The organism is Arthrobacter oryzae (assembly GCF_003634095.1).
Taxonomy (GTDB): domain Bacteria; phylum Actinomycetota; class Actinomycetes; order Actinomycetales; family Micrococcaceae; genus Arthrobacter; species Arthrobacter oryzae.
Map to the genome: position 1 here is coordinate 821,912 of NZ_RBIR01000001.1, position 12,002 is coordinate 833,913.

The window sequence follows — 12,002 nt, forward strand, 5'->3', positions numbered from 1 at the left end:
CCTCCGTCATGGACGACGTCGACAGGCTCCGGTTAGACAATTCCCCGCTTGGCGGCCGTCTTGAGGGCATCACGCCTGCTACCCGCTCCGAGTTTGCGATAGATTGACCGCTCGTGCGTCTTGACCGTGTTTACGGAGATGTACAGGGCATCGGCAATTTCAGCCGCGGTCATGATGGATCGCATGTAGGCAAGGACTTCGCGCTCCCGCTCCGTCAGGCTCCAGTAGGACTGTGTTCGAAGTCCGCTCCCGCCCTGCGCATCGCGCGCCATGAGCGCCGCGATAAAGGACTCGTAGGCGGTTCCCCAGACGGCGTGCTGCACGAGCAAATCAGCGAGTTCGTCTCTCCGCTCGGCGAACGGCCGCAGGATTGATGCCGGCTCGGCCCGGTGGACTGCGTGTTCAAGCCGCTCGTGTGCCGCGGCCGTGTCGCCGGTCCGGTGAGCCACCAGCGCCTCGGTCAGGCTCAGGCAGACGTCGATATAGGCGTTCGACCGACGATCGGTCATCGACTCCGCACAGTGCTGGGCGCCGTCGATGTCCCCTCCCCGGCGCAACAGCTCTGCCAGCAGCGCATCCGCCAAGGCTCCGTGCCCTCCGGGGGCCAGCGGTTGAACGATCGCCAGCGCAGCGGCGGGATCGCCCTGAGCCTCCGTAACCGTTGCCACGGCGATGGAATGCAGGGCATCCGAGGACACGGCGAACAGTCCGCGTCCATGAAACGACTCCAGCGCCGCGAACGAGTCGGCGAGCCGGGCCGGATCACCAGAGGCACAGTCAACCAGCACCCGGTATGTGGCGGTGAGCGGGCCGGCCGGGAAGAGCTCGCCGCCTGCCCGCTGGGCCTTGGTGAGGCACGTCCGCGCGGCTGTCAGATCGTCCCGCCAGTAGCATGCGATGCCGCGTGCCAGCCAGGCCGGAGCGATCCGCTCTTTCGAAGTCCAGCCCAGCGCGTCTGCCCGTCCCAACACTTGCGTGGCATATTCGTCGGCGCTCGCCAGGTCCCCGGCCGCTGCGAAAGCCAACGCGAGATCCGCCTGGGCGCAGACTTCGATCGCTTCCAGTTTTTCGGGCTTACGGGTGCCCCTGGCTGCTGCGAGCAAGGCGGTCGCAAGATCGCCCCTGCGATGCAGTCGGAACTCGGCCTGGGCAAGCAGATACATGCCGGTCGAACAGTCGGCGGAACGGCCGTCATCCGGGGTGTCGATAGTTGACCGGCCATCCTCCGCCTTGGTGGCGTGAAGGCCCAGCCGGCCCCCGTCCGGCAACGGCTCGAAGAGTGCCCGGTAACCGTCCAGCCGTCGACGTCGACTGTCGTCAAGGACAAAAGTCCGCGATAGCGCACGCTCCGTCAGCTCGGACGCGGCGGCGGCGTCGCCGGCAAGGACTCGGCAGACAGCTCGGATCATCAGGATTTCGGGGTCCTCGCTCCATGGCGCCGGCAAGTCCTCGCAGAGCTGTTCGAGGGTCCGGGCGTCATTGCCGAGCACGAACTCAAGCCAATGGGCTCCGAGGGATATCACGGCCTCCCGGGGTGCGCGCCCCTGCAGTGCCTGGGCCACGCACTCAACGACGTCGGCGTCCTGGTAATACCGCGCCGCGACGCGGTGCAAACGCTCCGCCAGGAGGGGATCCCGCCGCTGAAGGATGCGCCGGCACTGAGCCGCGAAGAGTGATTGCCACTGGTACATTGATTCGCCGCCGCGGTAGTCATGCTCCGCAATGAAAAGGCCGTTGCGGAGGCATTCCTCGAGCAGCACACCGCCCTGGGGCCGGCCGGAGAGTTCGACGGCGAGACGACGGCCCAGCCAGTCGCTTGTAGTGGCCCGCAGGATGAACTCCGCCAGAGACGGCTCGAGCTGGTCGAGGATCTCCTCCGCGACGTAGTCGGCGAGGGGGATTTGAGTGGGGAAGGCGTTCGGCGTCGTGACCGGCACGTGGCGGGACTGCGCCAGCGAGACGAGCCTGGCGTGGACGGCGACGGGCCAGCCGGCCGTGACTGCCCATAGCGATCCCGCGTCAAAGGCCGCGCCCTGTCCAAACGAAAACGCGTAATGGCCGACTTCCTCCCGGGTGAAGGCGAGCTCCGGGGCGCGAAGTTCGCCAAGTCCCTCGCCATACCGGAACCTCTCCAGCTGGATGGGCGCATGCCCGCGTCCCGAGAGGACCAGCCGCAGTGAAGGGGGCGCCGAGGCCGCGAGCACCCCGACAATTCCGTTGGCGAGTTCGGGCCCGGCCAGATGAACGTCGTCGATCACCAGCACGATCGGCTCGGTGAGGTGTTCGAGCGCTCCGAGGAGGAGGTCGTAGGAGGCAGCCCGGTCGTGGGTCAGGCCTTGGTCAAGCGCCAGAAGTGCATCATTTCCAGGTAGCGGCAGCCTGCCCGCCGCCGATTGAATCGCCCCGACGACGCCGTGAAACAGTCGTGCGGGTTGGGTATCGAAGCGGTCAAGCGACAGCCACGCGCACGGCAGGGCACAGTTGCGGACCCAGTCGCCCAGAAATGTCGTCTTGCCGTAGCCGGCTGGTGCTGTGACGAGCGTCAGGCGGTGCGAGTCTGTGGACACGGACAACGCGTCTTCCAGGCGCGGGCGCTCCAGCGCTCCGAGGCCTCGCACAGGTGGCCGGATCTTGAACTGCGGACCAGGCACCCATTCGGGGTTTAGCATCTCTCCCACGTTGCACATGCTAGGCGGACGCGAAAGGGCTCCAACAGGGCGCAAAGACCCCTTGTGCGCTCCGGAGTAGCGCGACTTTTCTGCGGCCGTACAGGCCCAAATGCCGTGCGGCATGAATTGTGTGCCTCGGGGTATCATCAGTCATGGCTACGACGGACGGCCCCCCGGGTAATCCGATTTTCCTCCGCGACCTCGATAAGTCCAGCCGGCGGCGTGTCCTTATTCAGGCCGTTTCACGTATGGCCGCATTTACGGTAATCATCCTCGCCCTTTACTTCTTTATTCCGGTGGGCGGATTCAATGACGCCAATCCTGCGGCGGCCTGGATCCGTCTGGCAGGAGTTGTATTGATTTTTTTGGCAGCCTTGGCTGTCCAACTGCGGATGATCCTCGCGGCACATATCCCGCAAGTCCGGGCGGCCGAGGCAGTGGTCGAAACTGTTCTAATGTTCCTGTGCCTTTTCGGGCTGCTATACCTGTCACTGTCCCTAACGGACCCGTCGTCCTTTAGTGAGCACCTAACCCGGACAGACGCCCTTTACTTCACAACGTCCACGTTTGCCACGGTCGGGTTCGGCGATATTACTCCTGTAAGTCAATTGGCCCGCGCAGTCGTATCGGTGCAAATGGTTGCTGATCTGGGCGCTCTCCTCCTCGTCGCAAAAGTGGCATTTTTCGCGGCGGGCCGACGCCTGGGCCGTTAGCCCCTGTACCGCCCCCGTGATCATCCGGAGGAGGTGATGCCCGGTGTGCATGCTGGCGGATGGCGCACCAGGCAGAGCAAATGGGCTGGCGAACCGGGCTGCCGGGACGGGCTCTTATTCACCATCATCGGGACGTTCCCCACCCTGGCCCCGCGGCCCCCGGCATGGCCGGCCATTCTTCAGGCAGCCAGATCACCCGATGTGGGTGGGGTTGGAGCAGTCCGCCGAGTGGACAATGAAAATTGTCATGAGTGCCCAACCGCGGAACAGGAACAGTGCTTGTCTTACCTGCTTCCGGCTTAGTCAGGCGTCGACGGACGACCCGTTAGGGTCACCGCGGAGCCTGCCGCCATCGACTCATAGTTGGAGGTTGTTCCCGTGCCGGTATTCAGCAGCCTGGCCTTGGTGGATGCTCTGCTGACGGCCCTGACTCATCCGAATGCAGCCGCCCGTGGCCATGGGCCGGCGCGAAGTGTTGCTACTTAGGCGGAGCACCTCATGTCCCTCCACGAACAGTCACCGGGCGCAGACAGCCCGGAACAGGAAGAAATACTGCGCCTACGGGCGGAGGTCGCCCGGCTGCAGCGCGAACGGGACGACGCCAGGACGGCGCATCCGAGGCCTCCCAGGCAGCGTTCGGGCATGGGTCGGCACATAGTGGCAATCGTGTTGGTGGTCTTGACTGCGGTTTTGGCACTCGCCGCAGTCCCTGCCCTCTATCTGCGCAGTGAACTCATCGACACCGATCACTATGTGGCCACCGTGGCGCCCTTGGCCTCGGACCCAGCGATCCAGGCCGAGATTGCGAACAAGGTCACGCAACAGATCAGCGACTCCGTGGACTTCGAGGCCATCACCCGCGACGCACTCAACGAACTCAGCAAGACGGCGCCGCGCGCGGCTGCGGTGATCACCGGTCTGGCGCCGGTGATTGCGGAGCAGACCAGGAACCTCGTTCACTCCGCCGTGTCCAAATTCGTGGCCACGCCGCAGTTCCAGGATCTTTGGATCCAGGTGAACCGGGTGGCACATCAGGGCCTGGTGAACCTCGCCACCGGAAACACAGGCGGCACCGTCAGCATTGACCAGAACGGTACGGTGACGATCTCCACGAAGGAGATCATCGCCCGGGTCAAGACGCTCCTGGTCCAGCAAGGTGTCGGCATCGCTTCCAGGATCCCCGAGGTTGACGCGCAGATCGCCCTGTTCCAGTCACCCGAACTGGTCCGGGCCACGACCGCGATCAGGACGTTGAACCAGACCGCCCCAATATTGGGATGGCTGACGGTGATCAGTGCCGTGGGCGCCGTAGCCGTGGCCCCGCGTGGCCGGAAGCGGAGCACCACCAGCGGGGTCGGGTTGGCCGTGGCCATAGCCATGGCGGTGTTGGCCCTGGGCCTCGTGATCGGGCGCAGCATCCTCCTGAACTCGATTCCGCCGGACGCTGTCTCCCCCGCAGCCGCACAAAGCCTGGTGGAGACACTGCTGGTGCCACTGCGCACCAGCGTGCGCCTCGTATTTGTGGTGGGACTCATCATTGCGCTGGCCGCATTCCTGGGCGGCCACTCGCGTCCCGCGGAGTTTGTCCGGCACGGGCTGGCGACTGCCGGCGACTATATCAACGGCAAGGTCGGCGCGGGCCAGGCCAAACCATGGCAGCTCTGGCTGGCCCGCTACCGGCGGATACTGGAAGCCGTCGTCGTTGGAATCGCCGTGCTGGTGCTGATCTTTTGGCAGGACCCGACGGCGGCCGTCGCAATCTGGACGGCGGTCCTTGCGGTCCTGGCTATCCTCGTGGTTGAACTGCTTTGCCGCCCTGCCATTGCCCTGGGCACGGACGTCGAATCCACCGCGGTGACGGCCCCCGAGTCCGCAACCTCACCGGCGGCCGCCGGGCCGGCCGCCGCGCCTACTACCAGTACTACCGGCTCTGCCGCCTCTACCGGCTCTACCGGCTCAACCGGCAAGGATTCCGCCACGGCCGGTGGGGCCCCGGACAAGCCGAATCCCACGATTCCGCTCCCCTAACCGCCTTTAGGCAATAGCGGGCGAGAACGGAACCAGGTCTTCCCCGCCGCCGTGTACGACGACGCACGTGGACTCCGGCACTTCCCGCCAAGCGCCGCGCAGGTCCCCCAAGGGCTCGGATACAACCAGTCGCGCGTTGTCAGAGAGGACATGCAGCATGGGATTGTCCGGGTACTGCTCGCGGAGTGTCGCGACGTCGGTGCTGTGGAACAGCGACCGTGAACGGCCTTCGCTCGAGTAGCGGAACGCCCAAGTCGTCTCGCCGTCGGTGGTTGCCACCGTCATCTGAATCGGAAAGTCGACGCCGTGCCGCCTGCCGACGTCTTCAATCAATCCCACGGCAGCAGCGACAGCGCTGATCGGATCCTGTTCCAGGCCGAAGGTGAGCGCGAGGAAGAAGAACAGTTCCGAGTCCGTGGCTCCCTCGATCTGCGGAAAGAGCGAGGGTTCCACGGTCATGGCGAGATCGCGCTTCACCGCCGGGAAGTCCGCGATGAGCCCGTTGTGCATCCACAGCCAACGGCGATGGCGAAACGGATGGCAGTTAGTCTGTTGGACCGCCGAGCCGGTCGAGGCGCGGATATGTGCGAAGACGCGCCCGGATGACGCCTGGCCGGACAACTCGCGGAGGTTGCGGTCGTGCCAGGCCGGCTCCGTGCTGTGGAACAAACCTGGATACGGCGCCGATCCGTACCAGCCAACACCGAAGCCGTCCCCGTTGGTGGTTTCGACTCCCAACCGCGCGTGTCTGCTCTGCATCACGAGCGAGTTAGCGGGTTTGTACAAAAGCTCCTCGAGGTTGATCGGCGAACCCGAATACGCGAGCCAACGACACATGGCGTCCTCCCTCTCCTGTGGACTGAAGTCCATCACGGGTGCGCGGCCCGCACATCATCACCCCGGGGTGATTCGACGAGGCCCGGGCAGCCGCCGACGGCGAGTCTCCCGCCGTCGCGTGCAGCCCCGAGGATCACCCCCGGCGGGTGAGGCGCCCGCACGGCGCGAAGCCAACACTGGTGATACCTGCGGTGTTTGACCTGCCCAGGCGCAGGCCTATGAAGAGCGTCAAACCAAGGAGAGAGGGGCCTCCAATGTCGAGACCACTACCAGTCCTCGCGCGGATGATTACGCTCGTCGCAGCCATAGGGTTACTTGCCGGCTGCGGTAGCACAGGTACCAGCACCAGTCCCAGCCAGACCCCGAGCGTTTCGCCCGTTTGCGCTGCCGCCTCTGCCTACGAGTCTGCCTTGACGAATTTCAAGGACACCCTGAAACCAAGCTCCACCATTGAGCAGATCCAAACAGCTCGGAATCAGGTCGTGAAAGCCTTTGACGATATGGTCAGCGCTGCAGGGGACGCTGCCAAAGATCGGGTGGACGCAGTTAAGACGGCGGAACAAAAGTTCGCCGCCGCAGTGAAGGCCGTTCCCGACAGCGCAACCCTGACCCAGGCAATCGATTCCCTGCGGGCCGAAGCTGCGAACGTGCAAGGCGCGGTCGCCGACCTCACCAGCGAGGTCAAGTGCTAGCCCGGGCTGCACGCCGATCTGCGCAATACCCGTCCCCCGCCCCGGGCCGCGTTCACAAACAACACCGCGCCGAGTGAAAGTAGGGAAGCCACAATGAGTTTCTTCGAAGATTTCTGGAATATTTTCTGGTGGCTCTTCTGTGTATATGCGATCTTCGCTTTCCTGTGGGCGTTGTTCATGGTCATCGGTGACCTCTTCCGTGACCACGAACTCAGCGGCTGGTGGAAGGCCGTATGGATCTTCTTTCTCGCCTTCGTACCTTTCCTGTCGCTGCTGGTCTACATGATCGCCCGCGGCAAGGGAATGACGAAGCGGTCGATGGAACAAGCCCGTAAGAGCCAGGCGGAGACGGATGCGTATATTCGCCAGGTTGCCGCCGCGAGCCCGAGCGAGGAGATCGCCAAAGCCAAGACACTCATGGACGCCGGAACCATCAGCGCGGAAGAATTCGAAAGGATCAAGAGCAAGGCAGTCGCCTGACGCGGCGCACGCCTTCTCACCCCTAAACCAGGGCCAGACTGAACCAAGGAGGGCTCAATGGAGCCGGCATCATCGGAGTCCGAGCCACGCCCAGCCCTCCCCCGCAGCGTCACCATATTGCTGGCCCTGGCCAGCGCCTCCGTCGTGGCTTTCGGCCTGGGTGCGATGAGGGGAATCATCACACCGGTATTCTTTGCGTTCGTGCTCACTCTGTGTGTCCATCCGATCCGCCGCTGGATGCAGGCTCGGGGAATCTCCCGGGGCATCGCGACGGGCACCACGATTGCGGCCGTCTTCGGATTGCTCATCGCCTTCGCCGCCATCTTTTTGGCCTCCCTCGCCCAGTTCTCCGCGCTGCTACCGCAATACGCCCCCCAAGTGGCCCAGCTCGGCGCCAACATCGCCACAGCCCTGGAATCCATAGGCTTCGGCCCGGAGCAAACCCAGGCGGTCCTAAACGGCTTCACCCCGGGCAGTATCATCGGCTTCCTCGGCAGTCTGCTGGGGAACATCGCGAGCCTGGCGGGCAGCCTCGTTATCATCCTGACGATGCTCATCCTCATGGCCATCGACGGCTCGCGCGTACCCGTGATCCTGACCCATTTGAACTTCCACCGCCCGGCAGTCGTCTCCGCCTTCGTCGAGTTCGGGACCGGCGTGCGCCGTTATATGGTCGCCACCACGATCCTTGGGCTCGCCCAGGGCTTGTTCAACTTCCTTGTCCTGGTCATCCTCCAGGTCCCCGGAGCCCTGCTCTGGGGTTTGCTGTCCTTCATCTGCAGTTTCATCCCCAACATTGGCTACTTCATCGCGATCGTCCCGCCGCTGTTCTTCGGATTCCTCACGGGTGGCTGGCAGACCGTTGTGGCCATCATCGTCATCTATGGTGGAATCAACGGCCTGATCCAGTCCGTCATCCAGCCGAAGTACGTGGGCAACGCAGTGTCGCTCAGCGAGACTCTGACCTTTGTCTCCGTCCTTTTCTGGGCAGTGGTGCTGGGGCCGGTCGGAGCGATCCTCGCGGTTCCCCTGACCCTTTTTGCCCGCGCCCTCCTGCTCGATTCAGACCCGTCCATTTCATTGTGGCGGCCCTTGACGGGCGACAGAAGGGACGTGGCCCTGCTCCTCAAGCAAGAAGACGATGCGATCCGCGCCCGCCGCGGCCGGCCACGACCAGGCCGGCCGGACACGGGCAGTGTCCCGAAGGCATGACATGCTGTCGGGAGGCCGTCCGGGGCAGGTGAAAGCCACATGCTGAACACCATCACCAGCCTCCTGCTCTTCGCCGTCGCCGGGGCGATGAGCACCGTGCCCGTCAGTGTGACGATCATGATTCTGCTCTCGCCCAATCCACGCCGCGGCGCCCTTCCCTTCCTGATCGGCAGCCTCGTTGGTTCGATTCTGCTCGTGGGCCTGTCGGCGGTCGGGCTGCAGTCCCTGCCCGTCAGGCCACGCCTGCGCAGGGACGAACTAATGGCCCAGTTTGGCGTTCTGATCGGTGTACTTCTCATTGGCTACGCCGTATACCTCCTCGTGAGCAAAGGCGGGCGGGACAACGCCATGCTGGGCAAGGTGAAGTCGCGGTTCATCTCCGCCCGGCCTTGGGAATTCGTCGCCCTGGGCCTGGGCTTGAACCTGCGTCCCAAGGCAATCCTGCTGGCCGTCACGGCGGGCGCCGTGATCGGTGTCCAGGAACTGCCGCCGCTTGAAGGAAGCGTGCTGGTCCTCGCTTACGCCGCCGTGGCCCAGTCCGCCGTCGTCATTCCGGTCCTCGTGTGGCTGCGCTCTCCGGAACGCGCCCAGGCACCTTTGACCACGCTCTACAACTGGTTGCAGCGCCACGGCCGCAGGATCGCGGCGATCGTCACGCTGGCGATTGGGCTTTTCCTTGTGGGCTACAGCGTCCTCCAGCTCTGACCGGGAAGTCCGCACAGGCCGGCGGTCCGGACCTCGCACACCGGCTGCGGCGCTCAATCCAGAAACGCGCCTTCCCCGGCGCCGGATGGTCGAGGATCGGGGATCCGCATCATGCGGAAGGAGAGAAGGAGGCCGGCGAGGCTGGCCAGGATCGGAATCAGCAAGCCGATCTGGAGTGAGATGGGCCGCGCTTCGGTGTTGATGCGGACAATTTCTTCCTGGATCGGCACCGGCTGAGTGGCGAGGAGTTCATAGAGTTGGGTATTGCTGAGCACCTGCGCGTCCTCCTCCAGCACTTGGGCGACCTGCTGCTTTTCCGCGGGTGGGAGGACGGAGCTTGAGTTTGCCATGCTGGTGAAAATCAAGGAGAGCGACGCGAGCATAATGGCTCCGGCGAAGGCGAGGCCAAACGACAACCCGAAGGACCCTGCCGCTGAGTTCACGCCGGCGGCCTCGCTGACTCGTTCGTCCGAGATTGGCGACAAGGTGTAGTTGTTCAACTGCGAGACCAGCAGCCCGAGGCCACAACCGGCAATGATCAACGGGATCAGGAGCCACCAGCCGGAGTCCGCGCGCGGCACAACGGGGAGGACCGCGAGCAAGCCCACCATCAGGAGCATGAAGCCCCACCTGATGATGCCTGCCGGTCGCCGCGTTCCTGCCCTCTTGCCAGCGAGCAGGGCGATGCCGAACATGCTGAGCGAGAGCGGTGCAATGGACAATCCTGCTTGCATTGCGTTGTATTCGAGGACCATTTGAAGGTAGATCGGCAACACGATCATGGTGCCGCCGAGGGCGATCTGTTGGAGCATTTGCTGCGTGGCGCCGAACCGGAAGCCTTTCGACCGGAACAGTGTCGGGTCGAGCAGCATTGCCTTGTTGAGTCGCTCCCGCCGCTTGAGCCAGTAGTACAGCCCGGCCAGTCCGGCCGCCCCGATGATCAACACGGCTCCGACGGCCTCGCCGCCCTCCTGCCAGACCAGGATGCCGAGGACAATGCCTCCCATACCAACGACCGAAAGCACCGATCCAACGACGTCGAACTCCCGGGGTCCGGTATAAGGCACATCGTGAACGAGCTTGATTCCGGAGAGCACGACGGCGATGATGACGGCCTCGAGCAGGAAGGCGACCCGCCAGGAGAGAAAGGTGGTGATGAAGCCGCCGAGCAGGGGGCCGACGGCGGCGGCGATCGCCGCCGACGCTCCCACGAGGGCATAGACGCGTTTGCGGGCGTCGCCGTCGAAGTTTCCGTGGATGAGCGACTGCATGGCGGGAAGCAGGAGCGACGCGCCGAGCCCGCCGATCAGGGCCCAGAAGATCAGGATCGGCACGATGCTCTGGGCCAGTGTCATCGCCACGGCACCGACCGCATACCCGCACAGGCCCATGACGTAGGCGCGTTTGCGCCCGATCAGGTCGCCCACTTTGCCGCCAATGAGGATGAAGGCCGCGGACACCAGCGCCTCGATGGCGATCGTCGCCTGAAGGTCGCTGACCGTGCTGTTGATGTCCCTGACCACTGCGGAGATGGAGACGTTCATGATCGACGTGTCGACGACAAGCACGAACATCGCCATCGCCAACAGCAGGGCCAGCCTTTGGTTGAACGGCACCGGCTGGTCCCCCGAATTACTGGAAGCGGTCATCGGTGGCCTTCTCCCCGGTTCGCAGCGTCCGTGAACGTTTCACCACCGGACATGTCGCCTCCTCTGGCGTGGCCGGACAGCATCACGCGCGCGCGTGGTACCGCCAGATCACATCCCGCCAGAGCCCGCCGTGGTGTGATGCTGATGCAAAGCTAGCCGCCCGGCACCTGGACCGGATCATTCCTGGCGGGTGAGGTTTCAGCCCGAACAGCCCGTGGAAACCACGCAAGCACGTGATCCGCCCGGAATGGCCTAACGTAGAAGACTGCCCTGGCTTTGTTGCGGGCACATTTGTCCCGTCCCGCTCAAGAGTCCGATGCCCGGAGGCACCCCATGGTCCAACAGCTAACCGCCTTCGTGCTGACCTGCCTGGTGGTAGTCCTCGTGCCTGGACCGGACTTTGCGCTGGTCCTTCGGAACGCGACGCGCGGCCCTCGATCGGCAGCAACAGCGGCAGCCGGAATCATGGTGGGCAACACGATTCTTGCGCTGCTGGCCGTGCTCGGTATCACCGCGCTGCTGGGGGCCTCGGAGGTTCTTGGGACCGGGATCAGGATCGCCGGGGCGGCGTACCTGCTTTATCTGGGTGTCCGCGCCCTCGCGGAGGCGTTCGACAGGAAACCCAAAATACCCAATCAGCCCGCGGCCCGGGCGGCGGGACGCCAACTCGGTGGGCGATCGCCCTTCGTGCAGGGAATGGTGAGCAACCTGCTCAATCCGAAGGTCGCTGTGTTCTACCTTTCGCTGTTCCCGCAGTTCAATTTTGCCCCGCTACCACCCCTGGCCCAGCACGCCGCGATGGCCTGCATTTTCCTGCTGATAGCTCTGGCCTGGTACGTGTTGCTGCTATGTGGGCTCAAGAGGGTGACCGGTTTTCTCGCCCGGCCCCGGACCAGCCGGATGATCGTTGGGGGTTCAGGCGCGGTCCTGGTCGGCGTTGGTGGCACGATCCTGACGAAGACGCTAATCTCCGCCTAGCCGCGCGGGCACGGGCACGAGCACGAGCACGAGGGTCAC

10 protein-coding genes are annotated in these 12,002 nt (G+C 64.4%); 7 read left to right on the forward strand and 3 right to left on the reverse strand.

Annotation, left to right across the window (positions count from 1 at the left end; genetic code table 11):
• Positions 1-32 precede the first annotated feature (32 nt).
• Positions 33-2,669 carry a LuxR C-terminal-related transcriptional regulator gene (locus C8D78_RS03855; protein WP_244208254.1) on the reverse strand — a complete coding sequence of 879 codons (2,637 nt, stop codon included), beginning with the start codon at positions 2,667-2,669 and terminating at the stop codon, positions 33-35.
• A gap of 152 nt (positions 2,670-2,821) precedes the next feature.
• On the opposite strand from C8D78_RS03855, the gene C8D78_RS03860 reads away from it, so the two are divergent.
• Positions 2,822-3,382 (forward strand): potassium channel family protein, encoded by a 561-nt coding sequence (locus tag C8D78_RS03860; RefSeq protein ID WP_120950512.1) that lies wholly within the window; start codon positions 2,822-2,824, stop codon positions 3,380-3,382.
• 642 nt (positions 3,383-4,024) lie between these two features.
• Positions 4,025-5,410 (forward strand): hypothetical protein, encoded by a 1,386-nt coding sequence (locus C8D78_RS03865; protein WP_147429537.1) that lies wholly within the window; start codon positions 4,025-4,027, stop codon positions 5,408-5,410.
• Between the two features lie 6 nt (positions 5,411-5,416).
• Here C8D78_RS03865 and C8D78_RS03870 read toward each other — a convergent pair whose 3' ends face one another.
• Complete coding sequence (locus C8D78_RS03870) at positions 5,417-6,247, reverse strand: class II glutamine amidotransferase (RefSeq protein WP_120950696.1); 831 nt, start codon at positions 6,245-6,247, stop codon at positions 5,417-5,419.
• A 410-nt stretch (positions 6,248-6,657) separates the two neighbouring features.
• On the opposite strand from C8D78_RS03870, the gene C8D78_RS19915 reads away from it, so the two are divergent.
• The 4 genes from C8D78_RS19915 (at position 6,658) to C8D78_RS03890 (ending at position 9,336) form a co-directional block, all read left to right on the forward strand.
• Positions 6,658-6,939: a hypothetical protein gene (locus C8D78_RS19915; RefSeq protein WP_244208226.1), complete on the forward strand. Its 282-nt coding sequence runs from the start codon at positions 6,658-6,660 to the stop codon at positions 6,937-6,939.
• A gap of 93 nt (positions 6,940-7,032) precedes the next feature.
• Positions 7,033-7,419, forward strand: a complete 387-nt coding sequence (locus C8D78_RS03880) for an SHOCT domain-containing protein (protein ID WP_120950514.1) — start codon at positions 7,033-7,035, stop codon at positions 7,417-7,419.
• 57 nt (positions 7,420-7,476) lie between these two features.
• Positions 7,477-8,631 carry an AI-2E family transporter gene (locus tag C8D78_RS03885; protein ID WP_120950515.1) on the forward strand — a complete coding sequence of 385 codons (1,155 nt, stop codon included), beginning with the start codon at positions 7,477-7,479 and terminating at the stop codon, positions 8,629-8,631.
• Between the two features lie 39 nt (positions 8,632-8,670).
• Positions 8,671-9,336, forward strand: coding sequence for a GAP family protein (locus C8D78_RS03890; RefSeq protein WP_120950516.1), 666 nt, complete (start codon positions 8,671-8,673; stop codon positions 9,334-9,336).
• Between the two features lie 53 nt (positions 9,337-9,389).
• On the opposite strand, the gene C8D78_RS03895 is transcribed toward C8D78_RS03890, so the two are convergent.
• Positions 9,390-10,985, reverse strand: a complete 1,596-nt coding sequence (locus tag C8D78_RS03895; RefSeq protein WP_120950517.1) for an MFS transporter — start codon at positions 10,983-10,985, stop codon at positions 9,390-9,392.
• A 333-nt stretch (positions 10,986-11,318) separates the two neighbouring features.
• Between C8D78_RS03895 and C8D78_RS03900 the strand changes: the two genes are divergently transcribed.
• On the forward strand, positions 11,319-11,963 hold the full coding sequence (locus tag C8D78_RS03900; RefSeq protein WP_120950518.1) for a LysE family translocator: 645 nt from the start codon (positions 11,319-11,321) through the stop codon (positions 11,961-11,963).
• Positions 11,964-12,002: the final 39 nt, after the last annotated feature.